This is a genomic window from Bosea sp. 29B (assembly GCF_902506165.1).
In the GTDB taxonomy this organism is placed as follows: domain Bacteria; phylum Pseudomonadota; class Alphaproteobacteria; order Rhizobiales; family Beijerinckiaceae; genus Allobosea.
The window spans coordinates 1,962,713-1,979,381 of record NZ_LR733817.1 but is presented as its reverse complement, the minus strand read 5'-3'; the positions used below and the strand labels follow the sequence as shown (position 1 = coordinate 1,979,381).

Annotated in this window: 16 protein-coding genes; 2 read left to right on the top strand and 14 right to left on the bottom strand. The window is 65.2% G+C overall.

The window, feature by feature from the left end:
• Positions 1 to 82: 82 nt before the first annotated feature.
• From GV161_RS09645 to GV161_RS09630, 4 genes are all read right to left on the bottom strand, one after another.
• Entirely contained in the window at positions 83 to 1,162 is a 1,080-nt protein-coding gene (locus GV161_RS09645) for a branched-chain amino acid ABC transporter permease (RefSeq protein WP_152013510.1), read from the bottom strand.
• An 11-nt stretch (positions 1,163 to 1,173) separates the two neighbouring features.
• Complete coding sequence (locus GV161_RS09640; protein WP_152013608.1) at positions 1,174 to 2,088, bottom strand: branched-chain amino acid ABC transporter permease; 915 nt, start codon at positions 2,086 to 2,088, stop codon at positions 1,174 to 1,176.
• A gap of 202 nt (positions 2,089 to 2,290) precedes the next feature.
• A complete protein-coding gene (locus GV161_RS09635) occupies positions 2,291 to 3,106 on the bottom strand; it encodes an ABC transporter ATP-binding protein (protein WP_152013509.1) in 816 nt (271 codons plus the stop codon).
• Positions 3,103 to 5,088 (bottom strand): AMP-binding protein, encoded by a 1,986-nt coding sequence (locus GV161_RS09630; RefSeq protein ID WP_152013508.1) that lies wholly within the window; start codon positions 5,086 to 5,088, stop codon positions 3,103 to 3,105. The genes GV161_RS09635 and GV161_RS09630 overlap by 4 nt, the downstream gene beginning before the upstream one ends.
• A 159-nt stretch (positions 5,089 to 5,247) precedes the next feature.
• Between GV161_RS09630 and GV161_RS09625 the strand changes: the two genes are divergently transcribed.
• Positions 5,248 to 5,724, top strand: coding sequence for a hypothetical protein (locus tag GV161_RS09625; RefSeq protein WP_152013507.1), 477 nt, complete (start codon positions 5,248 to 5,250; stop codon positions 5,722 to 5,724).
• Between the two features lie 87 nt (positions 5,725 to 5,811).
• Here GV161_RS09625 and GV161_RS09620 read toward each other — a convergent pair whose 3' ends face one another.
• The 10 genes from GV161_RS09620 to GV161_RS09575 all read right to left on the bottom strand — a co-directional run bounded on the left by GV161_RS09620 (position 5,812) and on the right by GV161_RS09575 (position 15,578).
• The gene (locus tag GV161_RS09620) at positions 5,812 to 6,252 is read right to left on the bottom strand and encodes a nuclear transport factor 2 family protein (protein ID WP_159650203.1); all 441 of its coding nucleotides are present in this window, start codon (positions 6,250 to 6,252) and stop codon (positions 5,812 to 5,814) included.
• Between the two features lie 29 nt (positions 6,253 to 6,281).
• Positions 6,282 to 7,019, bottom strand: coding sequence for an alpha/beta hydrolase (locus GV161_RS09615; protein WP_152013505.1), 738 nt, complete (start codon positions 7,017 to 7,019; stop codon positions 6,282 to 6,284).
• A gap of 91 nt (positions 7,020 to 7,110) precedes the next feature.
• Positions 7,111 to 8,067, bottom strand: a complete 957-nt coding sequence (locus GV161_RS09610) for a transporter (RefSeq protein WP_152013504.1) — start codon at positions 8,065 to 8,067, stop codon at positions 7,111 to 7,113.
• 148 nt (positions 8,068 to 8,215) lie between these two features.
• Entirely contained in the window at positions 8,216 to 9,214 is a 999-nt protein-coding gene (locus tag GV161_RS09605) for an AraC family transcriptional regulator (protein WP_152013503.1), read from the bottom strand.
• Between the two features lie 213 nt (positions 9,215 to 9,427).
• Positions 9,428 to 10,003 carry a hypothetical protein gene (locus GV161_RS09600; RefSeq protein ID WP_152013502.1) on the bottom strand — a complete coding sequence of 192 codons (576 nt, stop codon included), beginning with the start codon at positions 10,001 to 10,003 and terminating at the stop codon, positions 9,428 to 9,430.
• 332 nt (positions 10,004 to 10,335) lie between these two features.
• Positions 10,336 to 10,875, bottom strand: a complete 540-nt coding sequence (locus tag GV161_RS09595) for a GNAT family N-acetyltransferase (RefSeq protein WP_152013501.1) — start codon at positions 10,873 to 10,875, stop codon at positions 10,336 to 10,338.
• A 121-nt stretch (positions 10,876 to 10,996) separates the two neighbouring features.
• Entirely contained in the window at positions 10,997 to 13,363 is a 2,367-nt protein-coding gene (locus GV161_RS09590) for an Orn/Lys/Arg decarboxylase N-terminal domain-containing protein (RefSeq protein ID WP_152013500.1), read from the bottom strand.
• A 92-nt stretch (positions 13,364 to 13,455) separates the two neighbouring features.
• Complete coding sequence (locus tag GV161_RS09585) at positions 13,456 to 14,130, bottom strand: Crp/Fnr family transcriptional regulator (RefSeq protein ID WP_152013499.1); 675 nt, start codon at positions 14,128 to 14,130, stop codon at positions 13,456 to 13,458.
• A gap of 100 nt (positions 14,131 to 14,230) precedes the next feature.
• The gene (locus GV161_RS09580) at positions 14,231 to 14,824 is read right to left on the bottom strand and encodes a LysE family transporter (RefSeq protein ID WP_152013498.1); all 594 of its coding nucleotides are present in this window, start codon (positions 14,822 to 14,824) and stop codon (positions 14,231 to 14,233) included.
• Between the two features lie 91 nt (positions 14,825 to 14,915).
• Positions 14,916 to 15,578, bottom strand: coding sequence for an HD domain-containing protein (locus tag GV161_RS09575; protein ID WP_201303004.1), 663 nt, complete (start codon positions 15,576 to 15,578; stop codon positions 14,916 to 14,918).
• Between the two features lie 116 nt (positions 15,579 to 15,694).
• On the opposite strand from GV161_RS09575, the gene GV161_RS09570 reads away from it, so the two are divergent.
• Entirely contained in the window at positions 15,695 to 16,666 is a 972-nt protein-coding gene (locus GV161_RS09570) for a GlxA family transcriptional regulator (protein ID WP_152013496.1), read from the top strand.
• The last annotated feature ends 3 nt before the right edge of the window (positions 16,667 to 16,669 follow it).

Below are 16,669 nucleotides of genomic sequence, written 5' to 3'. Positions count from 1 at the left end.
TGTCCTTGGGTCTCTCTCCCCATTTGATCTTGCGCGAATTCTTGTCGTTCGGCTGGGTCCAGCCGAACGGAAAGCGCGCTGGTCAGTAGGGGAAGGGCCACGTCCGCAATTTCTGCTTTCCGATCTGCCAGAGTCGGGCGAGGCCGTGCGGCTCGACGATCAGGAAGATGATGATCAGTGCGCCGACCAGCATGAAGGTGACGTGCTCGGCCGCCGCGCCGCCGATCGGCACGCCCAGTGCCGGCAGGCCGAACTTCAGCGCCGTCGGCAGGGCCGACAGGAAGGCGGCGCCGAAGAAGGAGCCGATCAGCGAGCCGAGACCGCCGATGATCACCATGAACAGGATGGTGAAGGAGAGGCGGATGGTGAAGACGTCGTTGGCCTCGCCGCCGCCATACCAGAGGAAGATCATCATCGCCCCGGCGACCCCTGCGAAATAGGAGGAGACGGCGAAGGCGGTGAGCTTGGCGTTGAGCAGCTTGATGCCCATCAGCTCGGCGGCGATGTCCATGTCGCGCACCGCCATCCAGGAGCGGCCGAGCTTGCCGTGGACGATGTTCGAAGCGAACCAGGTCAGCACGACGACGAGGCCGAGACAGACGAAATAGCGGGTCTCGGGTGTCGCTGCCGCGCCGGTGATCGGCAGGCCGAACAGCGTGCGTTGCGGCACCTCGATCGCGCCGGAGGCGTTGTAGTTGAACAGCCAGGGCACGCGCACGAAGGCCCATTGCAGGAAGAATTGCGCGGCGAGCGTGGCGACGGCGAGATAGAAGCCCTTGATCCGCAGCGAGGGCAAGCCGAAGAGCACGCCGATCGCGGCCGAGAACAGCCCTGACAAGAGGATCAGGACAATGATGTTCACGCCCGGGAAGAACGTGGTCAACTTGTAGCAGGAATAGGCGCCGACCCCCATGAAGGCAGCGGTGCCGAGCGAGATCAGCCCAGTATAGCCGGTGAGGATGTTGAGCCCGATCGCCGCCAGGGACAAGACCAGGAACGGGATCATCACCGAGGCGATGAAGAAGTCGTTGCCGAGCAACGGAATGCCGATGAAGGCGATGGCCAGGATGACGGCGATGCCGATCCGGTCCTGCCGGAGCGGGAACACGGCCATGTCGGCGGCGTAAGTGGACTTGTATTGGCCGGCTTCGCGGTAGAACACGGGTCAGCCTCTCAGATACGTTCGATGATCTTGTCGCCGAACAGGCCCTGCGGCCGGAACAGCAGGAAGCCCAGCGCGATGAAATAGGCGAGCCAGCTCTCGATGCCGCCGCCGATCAGCGGGCCCCAGTAGAACTCGCCGAGCTTCTCACCGATGCCGATGATCAGCCCGCCGACGATCGCGCCGGGGATCGAGGTGAAGCCGCCGAGGATCAGCACGGGCAGCGCCTTCAGCGCCACGATCTCGAGCGCGAAGGAGACGTCGGAGCGCGCGCCCCACATGATGCCGGTGATCAGCGCGACGATGCCGGCGGTGAACCAGACGATCACCCAGATCTGATTGAGCGAGATGCCGACCGAGAGCGCCGCCTTGTGGCTGTCGGCGACGGCGCGCAGCGCACGGCCGATCCGGGTGTACTGGAAGAACAGCGCCAGCACAGCGATCATCAGCGAGGCGATGATGGCGGCGGCGATGTCGATCTTCTGCAACGAGACGATGCCGCCGAGGATCTTCAGGTCGATCGCGCCCTTGGGCAGATAGAGCTGATCGGCGATCATCTGCTTGGGATTGCCGCCGAAGATGGCCTCGCCAAAGCCGATCAGGAAATAGGTGATCCCGAAGGTCGCCATGAACAGGATGATGTCGGGCTGGTTGACCAGCGGGCGTAGCACTACGCGCTCGATCGTCACGGCGAGGGCGAACATCACGCCGAGCGTCAGGATGACCGCGAGGAAGGCCGGCACGCCCTTTTCATAGAGGCCGACCAGGGTCAGCGCCGCGAACACCACCATGATGCCCTGGGCGAAGTTGAAGACGCCGGACGCCTTGAAGATCAGCACGAAGCCGAGCGCGATCAGCGCGTAGAGCACGCCGGAGACCAGGCCCTCCCAGATCGTCTGGGCGAGCAGGTCCGGCGCCTGGACCATCTGGTTGAACGGGTCGACGAAGATGGCGTGGATCGTGCCGGTCGGATCGATGCGGGCGCCGATGAGTGCTGCGGCGACGAGGCCGACCGCAATCAGGCCGGCCTTGACCCAGCTATTGCCGAGGAGATTGGGCGCGGCCTGCGCGGCGATGTCGCTCATGCGCTCATGTCCTTTGCGCTCTTGTCCTTGCTTGCGGCGGCCATCAGTGCGCCACTCCGAGATAGGCGTCGATCACGCGCTGGTCGGCCTTGACCTCGCTCGGCGTGCCGTCGGCGATCTTGCGGCCGTATTCGAGCACGACGACACGGTCGGAGAGGTCCATGACGACGCCCATGTCGTGCTCGATCAGGGCGATGGTGGTGCCGAACTGGTTGTTCACGTCGAGGATGAAGCGGCACATGTCCTCCTTCTCCTCGAGGTTCATGCCGGCCATCGGTTCGTCGAGCAGCAGGAGCTCGGGCTCCATGGCGAGCGCCCGGCCGAGCTCGACGCGCTTCTGCAGGCCATAGGGCAGCTTGCCGACCGGCAGCTTGCGGATGTGCTGGATCTGCAGGAAGTCGATGATGTCCTCGACCACCTTGCGGTGCTCGATCTCCTCGTTCATCGCCGGCCCGTGGCGCAGCGCCTGCCAGAAGAAGCCCTTGCGCATCTTGAGGGTGCGCCCAGTCATGATGTTGTCGAGCGTCGACATTCCCTTGAACAAGGCGACGTTCTGGAAGGTGCGGGCGATGCCGGCCGCCGCCGCCTGGTGTGGCCTGACCTTGGCGCGGCGCACGCCCTTATAGGTGATGCGGCCTTCCTGCGGATGGTAGAAGCCGTTGATGCAGTTGAGCATCGAGGTCTTGCCGGCGCCGTTCGGGCCGATGATGGCGCGGATCTCGCCCTTGCGGATGTCGAAGGAGACATCGGTGATTGCCTTCACGCCGCCAAAGCGCAGCGAGACGTTCTCGACCGAGAGCAGCACCTCACCCTTGCGGGTGATCGGCTCGCCGGCGACGTCAGTGGAATGCGCGTTCATGCCGCCTCCTTCGTCGCAGAGGTCGCTGCTGGTGCCGTGACCGGATAGATCTTCGCGTCGGCGACCTTGACCGTCGCCGAGATCACGCCCTTGCGGCCGTCCTCGAAGGTCACTTCCGTCGAGATGTCGGCTTGGGTCGAGCCATTGTACAAAGCCTCGACCAGCGGGGCGTAGCGCTCGGCGATGAAGCCGCGCCGGACCTTCTGCGTGCGGGTGAGCTCGCCGTCGTCGGCGTCGAGTTCCTTGTGCAGGATCAGGAAGCGCTTGATCTGGGCGCCGCCCATCATCGGCTCGGCCGCAAGCGAGCGGTTCACCTCGTCGACATGCTTGGCCATCATCTCGTAGACCTGCGGATGGCCGGCGAGCTCCTGATAGGAGGCGTAGACGACATTGTTGCGCTCGGCCCAGTTGCCGACGGCGGTCAGGTCGATGTTGAGCGCGACGGTGGCGTAGTCGCGGCCCTGGCCGAAGGCGACGACCTCCTTGATGTTCGGATAGAATTTCAGCTTGTTCTCGATGTATTTCGGCGGGAACAGCTCGCCGGAGTTGAGCTTGCCGACATCCTTGGCGCGGTCGATGATCTTGAGGTGGCCGCTCTCGTCGAAGAAGCCGGCATCACCGGAGCGGACATAGCCGTCCTCGGTCATCGTCTCGGCGGTCTTCTCCTCGTCCTTGTAGTAGCCGCGGAAGATCGAGGGCGAGCGGTAGAGCACCTCGCCATTGTCGGCGATCCTGATCTCGACCTGCGGCGCCGGCTTGCCGACGGTGTCGGCCTTGATCTCGCCGTCCGGCTGCATGGTGATGTAGACGCCGGCCTCGGTCTGTCCGTAGAGCTGCTTCAGGTTGACGCCGATCGAGCGGTAGAAGCGGAAGAGTTCGGGGCCGATGGCCTCGCCGGCGGTGTAGCCGACCTTGATGTTGGTCAGGCCGAAGCGGTTGCGTAAGGGGGCGTAGATCAGGATGTCGCCGAGCTTGTAGAGCAGCCGGGCGGAGAGCGGCACGGATTCGCCGTTCAGGATCTTCTCGCCGTGCTGCTTGGCCACACCGAGGAAGTAGTTGAAGACCTTCCGCATCAGCGGGCCGGCATCCTCCATGCGCACCATGGTCAGCGTCAGCATGGTCTCGAAGACGCGCGGCGGCGCGAAGGCATAGGTGGTGCCGATCTCGCGGCGGTCGTCGACGACGGTCTCGGGGCCTTCCGGACAGTTGACGCAGAAGCCGGCGATGATCGCCTGCGCATAGGAAAAGACATGGTCGCCGACCCAGGCGATCGGCAGATAGGCGATGATCTCGTCGTTCTCGTTGAGGCCGTCGAAGCCGCAGCCGATCTCGGCGGCAGTGATGACGTTGTAATGCGTCAGCATCACGCCCTTGGGCCGCCCCGTCGTGCCGGAGGTGTAGAGGATGATGGCAAGATCGTCGCTCGCGCCCTGCTCCATCTCGCAGTCATGCGCGGCTGAGACGGCGGCGTCCTTGAGGGCGGCGCGCCCGGCCTCGATCACGTTGCCGATGTCGTGCAGCTTGGCGTGGTCGTAGTCGCGCAGGCCGCGCGGCTCGTCATAGAGCATGTGACGCAGGGCCGGCAGACGCTCGACGACGGAGAGAACCTTGTCGACCTGCTCCTGGTCCTGCACGCAGGCGAAGACCGCCCCGGCATGGTCGAGCACATAGGCCATCTCGTCGGCGACGCTGTCGGCATAAACCGGCACCGGGATCGCGCCGAGCCATTGCGCCGCGGCCATCGACCAATAGAGGCGCGGGCGATTGTAGCCGATGATGGCGACCTTCTCTCCGCGCTTCAGGCCGAGTTGCTCGAAGCCTTTCGCATAGGCGCGGACCTGCTCGGCGACCTCGGCCCAGTTCCAGGACTGCCAGATGCCGAGGTCCTTGTGCCGGAACGCGACGCGTGCGCCGCGCTCCCGCGCATTGCGCAGCACGAGCTTGGGAAAGGTATCCGCCTGGCCGGCGGCTGCGCTTGCCACGATCGTCGTCTCCACCCTGTCGCCCCGTCTGTCGCGGGTTTGCCGGGGCCTTGGGCCCTTTTGCGATCATGCAAGCTTTGCAGGTGGCTCGGCGCTGTGCAAGAAGTCACTTGACAGACAAGACGCATTTGGGGCGCTATTATCCCGCCGAGGTTCGACTTGGTCTTCAGCCCCGCGATCTGCCGGGCGGCATTTCCCGACATCGCAAGGCTTGCAGGCGCCCGGTTTTCACTGGGTTGGCGCAGTGTTTTCGGCTGCGCACGCAGGTCGCTGGCTCGTTGCGAGGACCGGCCGATGCGTGCGCTTGCCTCGATCACGATCGCGATGCTGCTCGCTGTGGGAGCGACGCAGACGCATGCGCATCGAGCGTTCGGCGGCTGGGACTACCCGTTTGAATGCTGCTCGGAGGCGGATTGCGCGCAGATCGATGTCAGCGAGGTGCGGGAGACCCCGGCCGGCTTCGTGGTGACGATCAGGCCGGGGCGGCATCCGATGTGGGCGACCGAGCGCCGCCAAACAGTTGTGCTCGAAATCCCCTATCAGAAGGCCCGCCTCTCGCCCGACGGCTTCTTCCATCTCTGCATGAACGATGCGGGGGAGCTGCTGTGTTTCTTCTCGCCGGGTGGGGGATCGTAGGTCGCTTTCAAAGCGGAACGGCTTGCCTGCCGATAGGGGCAGGCAGGCCACATTTTTCAGGGGACGCCGGCGTGCTGCGTCGAAAGCTCAGTCCTTCGGAAGCGGGCCTACGACCGGCTTGGCATCGCCGAACATCGCAGGATCGATGCTGAGCTTGAACTGCTTGAAGCGCCAGCCGTCCTTGGTTCGCTTGACCAGGCAGTCGCCTCCGGCCGTTGCGATCGCCACCGGCCCCACTGCGACATTGACCTTGTGGATGTAGAATCGATGGCGCGCGCCCTCGTCATGCGCCTCGACGAGGTGATTGGTCAGGAAATGGCGGACGCTGTCTTCCTTGCCGGCGGCGATATGCTTGGCAATGAAATCCTTGACCGCTTCCGGGCCGACAAAGTCGCCATAGGGGGCGACGAACGCACCGTCATCCGCGAAGAAGGAGGCGAAGCCCGGAGCGTCCTTGCCGTCGAGGCAAATATAGATTTGCGACGACAATTCCTGGATTTCGATCTTGTCTGCGGTCGTCAGCGTCATCGTGATGATCTCCCTGCTTTTGGATGGTGTCAGGCGGAGGCGAGGTGTCGCCGCAGCAGCGTGTTGAAAGGCGCGCCGATTTTCTGGACGGCATGCCCGGCGCCCGGGAAACAGTGGCATTCGACCTTCAGCAGATCGGCGAGGCGCTGGCAGATGCCGTCGAAGGCTTCGCTCCAGCCGCCGGTGACGACGAGCTTGGGAAATGGTGCATACGCGACCGCGCCGATCGGTACGTCGACGCGCCAGGGGTGCGCGGTGACGAGATTGACGGCGGCGGCGGCGAGCGGCGGCGGCAATGGGTTGGGCAGCGGCATGTCCATCTCCACAGCGGCGAGGAAGCCGGTGACGAAGCCATGTCGATCGGCAGGGTCGGCGCTGGCCCAATGCGTCTGCATCGCCTGCGAGACCCGCCGCACGGCCGGCAGATCGCTCGCGAGCGCGAAGGCGGGCGGCTCGATCACGGTAAGCGACCGCACGAGGTCGGGGCGCATGCCAGCGGCATTCATGGCGATGACGCCGCCCATCGACGTCCCGACGAGATGTGCGCCGCCGCCAAGCAGGCTGACGACATCGCCGGCGTCCTTATGGATGTCGGACTCGGTGATCGGCGCAGTGTCGCCATAGCCGCGGCGGGTCATGATCGACAGGGCGAAGCTGTCGCTCAGTTCCTTCTGTTCGAGGAAGGCGGCGGCGCCGACCCCGAGGCTGCCATGGACCATGATGATCCGGTCGCCGTGATCTCCCCATTGTTCGACTGCGTAGAGCATGAAGCGGTCCTTTCCGTTCGTGTGGATTTGGTGGGCCTGATCGAATGTCTGCCGGAGCAGGGCGCAGGCGCGATCGCTCGCTCACGGGGTGTCAGGGGCCCCAGAGCCGGTAGTTCAAGGTGGCGAATACGGTGGTGCCCTTGGCGACCGTCGCGCTGTCGACGCCGTACCGCGGCGTTCCGCCGGAGGTCCGGGCCGAGAGTTCCTTGGTCGCCCAGACGCTCAGCGTTGCCGGGCCGAAATTGTAGCCGACCATCGCGCCGGCGGCCCAGATATCGTAGCGATTGAGGTTGATCGCGCCGCCATAGAACGGGCTGGAGCGGTCCTTGCTGACCTGGCCGACATAGTAGGCCACCGGCCCCAGCGTCCAGTTGCCTAGCGTTTTCGTGGCCGTGAACTCGGCATGCAGGACGTCGCCGCTGGTATAGTCGGTGATCGAATTCGCCGTATTGATCTCCTGCGAGATGTTGGCGGTGAAGTTCCAGCCGTCCTTGACATAGGACAGCACGAGATTGGGCTGGAACGTCCACCAGGGCGCGCCGATATTGCCGAGGCCGTTCGCTCCGCCCCGCGTGCCGGTCGGCAGCCAGACGCCGAGGCCCGCTTTGACGTGGAAGCCGCTATCGCCCAGCTTCCAGCTCAGGCCGACCGGGGCGATGAAAGTGTTGTGCAGTCCGCCCGGATTCGTATGGATCGGGGCGCCGACGCCGATTCTCATGGCGGGCTGGAAGATCGTCGCGTCGTAGGTCGCCCCGAACAGCGTCCAGCCGGGAACCCACATGAGCCCCAGCGCGCCGCCGGGAATCTCGACCGAGGTCCGCCCGCCGGCCGCCGTGCTCGGCGCTCCCGGGCCGACGAGAGAGCCCGAATTGTTCAGGACGTTGTTGAACATGTAGAGGCCGGGCGGCGGCGTGGCTGCGGATTGGCCGAGCACGATGCCCGGCTTCTGCGCCGCCCCGATATAGCCGGCCTCGAAGGCGGTCGCCGGCCATGCCAGCGCGGCTGCTCCCGCACTCAGCGCGGCAGAAAATACTCTCCGGAAAACCATGTCCCCTCCCGTTGCGGCTCTGCTCTGGAGCCGCGAGGGCAACGGCAGAGTTCATCCGCCGCATCATGGAGAGGGGTGGCGCCCGGACTATCGGAAGCGCGCAGGGCGCTATCGCCGATGCGAAAATTTCGCGAGCCGGCGCAGTAGATCAGGAGGTTCGTTTGGCGAGGACGGCAGATGGTTTCTGGCCGAACCGGTCCTTGAACTGGGCCGCGAAGTCGCCGAGGTGGACGAAGCCCCATTGCAGGGCGACATCCGTGACGGACACTGTGCCGGGTGGTGCCGAAGCCAGGACGGCATGCACGCGATCGAGCCGCTCCGCCCGCAACCAGCGACTCGGCGATACGCCCAGTTCCCGCTGGAAGCCGGCCTGCAGGCTGCGCAAGCTCAAGCCGCAATGCCGGGCGACCTGGCTCAGGCGCATGGGCTCGCCGATATGCGCGCGCATATGCTCCATGGCCCGGCGCAACTGCGCCGAGCGTGCCGGTTGGGTAGCCGCCGAGATCGCCGCGCTGAAATTGTTCTGTTGCGTGACCAGCAGCGACTCGATGATGAGTTCCTCGAGGCGGATGAACAGCTTGGGATGCGCCAGCCCGTCGCCGAGCAGGGACAGGCTCGCGGCTGCCTCCAGCAATTTGTGCCAGAAGGCCGGCGTGTCGCGCAGGGAAAGGTCGAAGTTGACCGGCGCCGCCTGTTCCATGCCTGCAAGGTCTGCACAGAGACGTTCGACCCGCCGGCGGTCGAGGCGCAGCAGGATCTGGTCGAAGGCGCCATCGATATCGAGCTGGCATTCCTGATAGGGCCCCACGATCGAGCCCCGGCCCGGCTTGAGCTCCGCGGTGGAGGCGCCGTAGCGAAAGCGCGCGCTGCCTCGCAGCGGCAACGTCACCAGGAAATGCCCGCCTTGCGGAATCTCCGGGATGACAGTGACGTCGCTGCCATAGCAGAGCCGGCTCATCGAGAACGAGCCGATCGGAACATGATGGAGGCGCGTCGCGAGCGCCGCGCCCCTTCCGTTCAGGTGAAGCCGATGTGGCCGCAGCGCCTTGCTGCAGCCGTCGATGACCTCGTCGGGGTCATTGCTGGCGAGGATCAGATGCTCGCCGCCGAACAGGCGGTCGGCCACATAGGAGGCGGGCATGGTCATCGCTTCACTCCCGGTCCATTATTTTGCTCAGCAAAATAGCTTTGTATAAAAGCTACTTCAAGCGGACGGCATGCCTGCTCGCTCAGGCTTTCGGGAGCGTGGATTGTCCAGTCTCACGCCTGACAGGAGCATCGTCGTCGGACGCGATCCTCCATTCCTTCGGAAGGAGGATCGCGTCCGACGGAATCATCCAGATGCGGGAGCGGATCGCGTTCAGGATTTCTGGAAGTGGAAAGCCTCGGCGAAGGTCAGTTCGACCATGTCGCCCCGCTTCAGGCGGCGGGCGTCGTTCTGAATCTCGGGATCCGAGACGATACGGGTCCGTGGTCCGGCCGGCCCGACATAGCTGACGATGTTCGTCGCCGGATCATAGCTCTCGAACTTTGCCGTCACCGTCAGCGTCCGCACCACGAATTTTTCCGGCAGGTTCTGGAAGGAGGAGTCGGCCACCATCTCCGTGTAGACGATCCCGGGCTTGGCGCCCTTGCGGGCCCGCTTGGCGCTGAGGACCGCGCCCTCGGCACGCCGAACCACGACCTTGTCGCCCGCCCTGAGGTTCTGCAGGTCTCCGAGCGTCTCCGGCACCGCGACGGGCCAGGTCTGGCGACCCTGCCGGACCACGACGATGTGATCGGCGGGCTGCACGGCGGCGACCTCGACATCGAGCCGCTCGACTTCCACCGGCCCGACACCGGCGACGACGACCGTCTGGCTGGTGACCACAGGTGTGGTCGCGCACCCCGCCAGAGCAAATGACACTGCGGCGATCAGGCTGATTTTCTGCAACATCGGACGTCTCCCCTTTCAGGCGCAATCCCGGCGGCATTCAGCCGCCGGCTTCCGGGTTTCGGTCTGCAAATCGAGAAAATTGCGAATGAATGACTTCGCGGAGCCAAGAATAAAGGCCAACTCCCGCGGCGGCACAATAGGCAGCCGGAAATGTATTCGGGCAAGTATTCTGCCTTACCTACTTTGCCCCAGCCCTCGTCGCGCACAAGGCGCTCCAGATCGAGGATCGTCACCTCGTTGCGGCCGACCTTGAGGAGGCCGGGCTCCTCCTGCGAGATCGTCAGCGTCCGGTGCTGTTGGATCGGCGATCGGGTCGAACAACCGGGTAGAGCCTACCCGATCGGCTGGCTGGCGCCCGGCCCGAGCGATCTCTGCACCATGACGCTGTCGGACCATTTGCCGTGGCGATAGGCGACGCCCGGCAGCAGCCCCACCCGGGCGAAGCTGAAACGCTCGTGCAAGGCGAGCGAAGCGCCGTTCTCGGCATCGATATAGCCGATCATCTGGCGAAAACCGGCGGCAGCGCAGGCGTCGATCAGCGCCTGCATCAGGAGCCGCCCGATGCCGCGGCCGAGATGCTCGTGATGGACGTAGATCGAGTGCTTCACCGTGAAGCGATAGGCCGGCCGCTTTCGGAACAGCACGACATAGGCATAGCCGACGACCTCGCCGCTGCGCGTCGCGACCAGATGCGGCAGCTTGCGGCTGCGCAGGTTCTTGCGCCGGTCCTTCAGGTCGTCGGGCTGCGGCGTCCCTGTGTCCTCGACGCCGGCCTCGATGCCATGGCGGATATGCCGGCGATAGATCGCCAGCATCGGCTCGACATCGTCGTCGCGGGAGGGGCGGATAATGATCGGTAGCTCGGTCTCCATGCGTCGTCGCGATCCTCAGCCTAGATCATCGCGCGTCCGAACAGACGCGATCACGATGATCTATCATATTGTTATCGCATCGGATTTTTCCGAAAAGCGGATTCCACTTTTCGGTCCGATGCTATAGTGCCTGCTCGCTGACGGCATAGGTGTGCAGCCGCACCCGCCCTTCGGCATCGACCTCGCGATAGACGCCCTGGATCTCAACCTCGAAGCCGGGGAAGAGATTGAAGCAGGCCTCAAACATCTTGAGATAGTCGATCATCGGCTGGGCCCGCTCGGTCAGGCGCTCGCCGGGAACGATGGTCGCGATCCCCGGCGGGTAGACGACGAAGGGCGTCGTCGCGATCCGCCCGGCGATGGCGTCGATCGGCAGATAGTCGACATCGTTGCGCGTCAGGCAGCGCGCGGCATCGTGCGGCGACATCGCCATTTCCGGCAAATGCTCCAGCGAGAACTGCCGGTTCTGCAGCCCGCTGACGTCCTGGTCGCGGAAGAAGCGATGCATCTGCCCGCACAGGTCCCGCAGGCGCACGCCGTCATAGCGGCCTGGCCGGCGGCGGTAGAATTCAGGAATGGCGTCTTCCAGCAGGGCGTTGTCGTCGTGCAGCTTCTTGAAGGCGACGAGCCCGCTGATCAGCGTGCCGGCCTTGCTGGCCTCGACGCCCGGCGTCAGCAGAAAAAGCAGCGAGTTGAGGTCGTTCTTCTCGGCGACGATCCGGTTCTCGCGCAGGAACTGGGCGACGATAGGCGCCGGGATGCCATGCTCGGCATAGGCACCGGTCTCGCGATCGAAGCCAGGCGTCAGCAGGGTCAGCTTGTTGGGGTCGGTAATGGCGAAGCCCGGCTCCATCTGCGTGAAGCCATGCCAGCTGGCATCGGGCGCGAGCTGCCAGTAAGCCGGGTTGCTGGCGAGCTGGTCGGTCGCGACCATTTCCCAGGCGACGTCGTGGACGGCGCCCTCGCGCGAAGCGTCGGCGATGCTGACCCGGTCCGGCACGAAGGGCTCGAAGAACCAGCGCCGCTCCGGCCTCGTCTCCTTCTCCTCGAATTCCCGGCGCACGGCCCGGATCTTCTTGCGCAATTCGATGCCGAGCCGGATCGTGTCATCCCAGAGCACCTCGCCGGAACGGCCCTTCATCATCTGCGCGCCGACATCGAGCGAGGCGAACAGTGGATAGAACGGCGAGGTCGAGGCGTACTGCATGAAGCTCTCGTTGAAGCGCCGGTGCTCGACCCGACGCTTCTGGCCCTTGATGTGCCGGTCCTTGATGTGGATCTGCGAGGCCTGGCTGAAGCTCGCGAGCTGCTTGTGGGTCGACTGCGTCGCGATGATGCCGGGCGACTCCGGCCCTAAGCCCGTCAGTCCCATGGCGAAGCGGCCGGCGTAGAGCGGGTGGAACTTCATGAAGCCGGCCCAGGCTTCGTCGAAGAGGATGTACTCGCAGAGATGGCCGATCTTATCGAGAATCATCTGGGCCGAGTGGATCGTGCCGTCATAGGTGCACTGCTCGACCACGGCGACGCGGAACGGGCGCGGCTTTGTCCAGGCCTCGGAATCCTTGACCAGTGGATTGATGCGGATGCGCTCGCGCAGCGCCTCCTCGTCGAAGCTCTCCCAGCGCATCGGGCCGATCAGCCCCCAGGCATTGCGCGCGGTCGGGATGTAGACCGGGATGCCGCCGGCGATCAGCAGCGCGCCGTGATGGGCAGCCTTGTGGTTGTTGCGGTCGAACAGGACGAGGTCGCCATCGGTGACCAGGGCTGCGAGCGCGACCTTGTTCGAGGTCGAGGTGCCGTTGAGGACGAAATAAGTCTTCTCCGCCCCGAAGATCTGCGCCGCTTCCTTCTGTGCCTTAAGGGCAGGACCCTCATGGGTCAGGAGGTCGCCAAGATCGAGCACGGAATTGTCGAGGTCGTCGCGGAAGACCGCCTCGCCGAGATGCTCCATGAAGACACGGCCGATCGGGCTGCGGCTGTAGAACACGCCGCCGTTGTGCCCGGGGCAGGTCCAGAGATGATTGCCTTCCTCGGCATAATCGACGAGCGCGCCGAAGAACGGCGTCTTCAGCGTCTCGGCATATTGCTTGAGGCGGCTGATCAGGCTCTTGGCGATGAAGGGCGGCGTCTCCTCCGAGAGGAAGATGTAGCCGTCGATGAAGTCGAGCACCTCGACCGGCACGTCCTCGAAGCGCTTGCGGCGGATCAGGAGGATGATCGGGAAATCGAGGCCGCGCCGGCGCATCAGGTTGATCAGCGCGGCGGTCTTGCCCTCCAGCCCCTTCTTGCCCCAGTCGACCACCATGCAGCCGATGGCGGCATCGGTCTGGACCGCGATCTCGGCATCCTCGAGCTTGCGCGCCTTGACCACCTCGAAGCCCGACCGCTCGATCTCCTCGATGATCTGGTTGAAGCGGATGCCCTCGAGATCCTCGGCATCGAAGTTCGGCGTCGCGAACAGGAAGGTGAAGCGCCTGAAATAGTCCATGCCGGCTCCGCTGGGCGTGAACCCGAAGCATTGGGCGATTTATGCGACAATTCGGCGACCATGGAGCCGGCTAGGTTCGGACAGCGCCGCTGCTACCCCTCGTAGCGCGCCAGCCGCTCCAGATCGAGGATCGTCACCTCGTTGTGGCCGATCTTGATGAAGCCGAGCTCGGCGAGCTTGGCGAGGCTCTGATTGGCCATCTGCCGGGAGATGCCGGCGAGCAGGCCGAGCTCCTCCTGCGAGATCGTCAGCGTCCGGTCCTTGTTCGGGTAGAGGATCGGGTTGAACAGCCAGGCGAGGTTGCGGGCGAGGCGCCCGGTCGCCCCGAGCATGCGGTCGTACTCCGCGAGCCCGATGAACTGGGCGAGGCGCTCGTTGAACTGGTGCACCAGGAAGCGATTGAAGGCGGCCGAATGCTCGAACAGCCAGAGGAAGGTCTGGCGTCGCATCAGTGCGACCTTGCTCTCGCGCAGAGTGACGAGATCGTAGCGCCGCGCCTCGTTCTTGATGATCGTGCCCTCGCCGAACCAGGCGCCGCCGCGCAGGCCGGCGAGTGTCGCCGATTTGCCGCTGCGCGAGGTCGTGCTCATCTTGAGCAGGCCGTCGGCGACGCCGGTCCAGGATTCGAGCCGATCGCCGACATGACAGACATAGGCGCCCTTGCCATAGGTCTTGGTCGTGATGCCGCGACGCGCCTCCTCGAACTCCTCCGGCGTCAGGTCGTTCGACCAGGCGGCCATGCGGCGCAGCTCGTCCTCGGAAATCAAGATTCGCCTGCCCCTCGATCGTCCGCACGGATGGACAGGCACTATGGGCCGGCAATGGCAGCGAACTCAACCGCGCCTTATGGCGAGGGAAGGAGCGGCATCACCATCTGATCGCGGCGGCGAGCGAGGCGAGCAGCAGTGCCGCGAAGATCAGATTGACGATGCGGTTGCTCCGGGGATCACGGAACAGGCTGGTCAGGCCGGAGCCGGCCAGCAGCCAGGCGATGTTGACGGCGGCGATCACGAGCAGGAGCAGGCCGATCTTGAGGGTCGCATCGAGCGCCGGCTGCTGCGGCAGCAGCGCGAAGCCCGAGAACAAGGCCGCCATCGCCGCATAGCCCTTGGGATTGACCAGCGAGAGCGCAAAGCCGGCAGCGAAGGAGGGCGGGGCCGCATCGCTGTTCGCCTCGGCGAGCGGCGGCGCCGTCGCGATACGGAAGGCGAGATAGAGGAAATAGAGTGCCGCCAGAATCGTGACGATCGGCGCGAGGCCGGGCAACGCCAGGATGACGGCGACGACGCCGCTTGCCGTCAGCGCCATCACCGCGAGCATGCCGAGCGTGATGCCGGCGCCATAGCCGAGGCCGCTGCGGATGCCGAAGGCGGCGCCGGTCGCCGTCAGGCTCAGCGTCGCCGGGCCGGGGCTGCCGGTGAGAGCGACACCGGCCAGCAGGAACCCGGTTAGTCCGTTCATGATCTTTTCTCCGCCCCGGTCGCCTTGCCGCGAGCGCGAAGAAAAGCGGGAGAGCCATCGTGGGTCTTGAACGTTCGTGCGCGCCTTGAGCTCAGGGCTCGCAGACCAGGCGCGACGGCCGATGCCAATGCGAGCAGCGGATCACCGAGCAGAAATTGCCCCGCCTGAATCCGGGATCCTTGTCGGCGAGCACATCGGCCTTGACGTTGCCGAAGGTCGTCTCCGGCTTGTGCTTGATGCCGTCGAAGAAGGCCTGGATGATCTCTTCCTTGAAAGTCTCGTCGCGCGGATGGGCGGCGATGACGGCCTCGCGTTCGGCATCGCCGTATTCGCCATAGGTCAGGCCGAGCACGTCCATCTCGACGCCGGCCGTGACCAGTGCGACGATCGGATGCATGTGCTTGGGGATGCCCGGCGTGGTGTGCAGCGCGATTGCCGTCCAGACCGTGTCGATATCCGCCTGGGCGATGCCGTGCCCGCGCAGGAAATCGCGCGCGGCATTGGCACCATCGACCTCGAAACGCTCATCGGTGCTGCTGTGCTGCGGCATCAGCCCCATGTCGTGGAACATCGCGCCGACATAGAGCAGTTCGCGATCGAAGCTCAGATTGCGCTTCAGCCCGGCCAGCGCACCGAAATAATAGACCCGGCTCGAATGGTGGAACAGCAGCGGCGTCTCGGTATCGCGCACCAGCTCGGTCGCGGCGCGCGCCAGCCTGCTGTCGGGAATGCTCACGCCATGGATCGTCGTCATCAAGGCCTCCTGCGGATGAATTCGGCCGGAGGCTAGCGAGACATGGATCTGTCCTCAATTGAGGTATTACGTCGATTTCTGCCAAAAGCAGATTCATGGAGACATGGAGCGCCGCTATGCCGCCGATCAGGACGATCGCCATCCTCGCCGTACCGGGAGTCCAGTTGCTGGACGTCTCCGGCCCGCTCGACGTCTTCGCCGAAGCGAACCGGCAGGCTGGTGGAGCGCGCTATCGCCTGCTCGTCGTCGCCGGCGTCCCGGGTCCACTCACGAGCTCGTCGGGCGTCAGGCTGCTGCCCGATCTGTCCATCGCCGACGCTGATGCCGGGGATATCGACACGCTGCTCGTCGCCGGCGCGCCGCAGGCGGCGGAGACAACGCCCGCGCTCGATATTCTCGCCTGGCTCCGCGAGCAGGTGCCGCGTACCCGCCGCTATGGCTCGGTCTGCAGTGGAGCCTTCATCCTCGCCGCCGCCGGGCTGCTCGACGGTCATCGCATCACCACGCATTGGGCTGTCGCCGACCAGCTCGCGCGGAGCTATCCGGCGGTGACGGTCGACGCGGACGCGATCCATGTCCGCGATGGCCGCGTGCGGACGGCGGCTGGCGTCACCGCGGGGCTCGATCTGGCTCTGGCGCTGGTCGAGGAGGACCTCGGCCGCGAGATCGCATTGAAGGTCGCAAGCCAGCTGGTGATGTTCTTCAAGCGGCCGGGCGGCCAGCTGCAGTTCAGCCGCAAGGGCGAGGCCGAACCTGCCGGACGCTCGGCCCTGCAGGAGGTTCAACGCTGGGTCGCGGCCAATCCGGCCGAGGGTCACAGCGTCGCCAGTCTGGCGCGCCGCATGGATTTGAGCCCGCGTCATTTCGCCCGACTGTTCCGCAGCGAGGTCGGGCTGACGCCGGCTGCCTGGGTCGAGGCGGCGCGCGTCTCCGCCGCGCGACAGTTGCTGGAAGGCGGGAAGGAGGCGCCCAAGCAGGTCGCCGCCCGCTGCGGCTTCGCCGATGCCGACACGCTGAGGCGGGCTTTTGCCCGTCATGTTGGCGTGACTCCGGCGGAATACCGCAAGCGTCACGCCCGGATCGGCTGAACG

What these genes read in the sequence shown, in the direction of transcription:
- GV161_RS09570 (WP_152013496.1), top strand. Translation starts at nt 15,695, where the DNA reads ATGCCGCCGATCAGGACGATCGCCATCCTCGCCGTACCGGGAGTCCAG.
- GV161_RS09620 (WP_159650203.1), bottom strand. Translation starts at nt 6,252, where the DNA reads ATGACGCTGACGACCGCAGACAAGATCGAAATCCAGGAATTGTCGTCG.
- GV161_RS09600 (WP_152013502.1), bottom strand. Translation starts at nt 10,003, where the DNA reads ATGTTGCAGAAAATCAGCCTGATCGCCGCAGTGTCATTTGCTCTGGCG.
- GV161_RS09580 (WP_152013498.1), bottom strand. Translation starts at nt 14,824, where the DNA reads ATGAACGGACTAACCGGGTTCCTGCTGGCCGGTGTCGCTCTCACCGGC.
- GV161_RS09635 (WP_152013509.1), bottom strand. Translation starts at nt 3,106, where the DNA reads ATGAACGCGCATTCCACTGACGTCGCCGGCGAGCCGATCACCCGCAAG.
- GV161_RS09640 (WP_152013608.1), bottom strand. Translation starts at nt 2,088, where the DNA reads ATGGTCCAGGCGCCGGACCTGCTCGCCCAGACGATCTGGGAGGGCCTG.
- GV161_RS09595 (WP_152013501.1), bottom strand. Translation starts at nt 10,875, where the DNA reads ATGGAGACCGAGCTACCGATCATTATCCGCCCCTCCCGCGACGACGAT.
- GV161_RS09610 (WP_152013504.1), bottom strand. Translation starts at nt 8,067, where the DNA reads ATGGTTTTCCGGAGAGTATTTTCTGCCGCGCTGAGTGCGGGAGCAGCC.
- GV161_RS09605 (WP_152013503.1), bottom strand. Translation starts at nt 9,214, where the DNA reads ATGACCATGCCCGCCTCCTATGTGGCCGACCGCCTGTTCGGCGGCGAG.
- GV161_RS09590 (WP_152013500.1), bottom strand. Translation starts at nt 13,363, where the DNA reads ATGGACTATTTCAGGCGCTTCACCTTCCTGTTCGCGACGCCGAACTTC.
- GV161_RS09575 (WP_201303004.1), bottom strand. Translation starts at nt 15,578, where the DNA reads ATGACGACGATCCATGGCGTGAGCATTCCCGACAGCAGGCTGGCGCGC.
- GV161_RS09615 (WP_152013505.1), bottom strand. Translation starts at nt 7,019, where the DNA reads ATGCTCTACGCAGTCGAACAATGGGGAGATCACGGCGACCGGATCATC.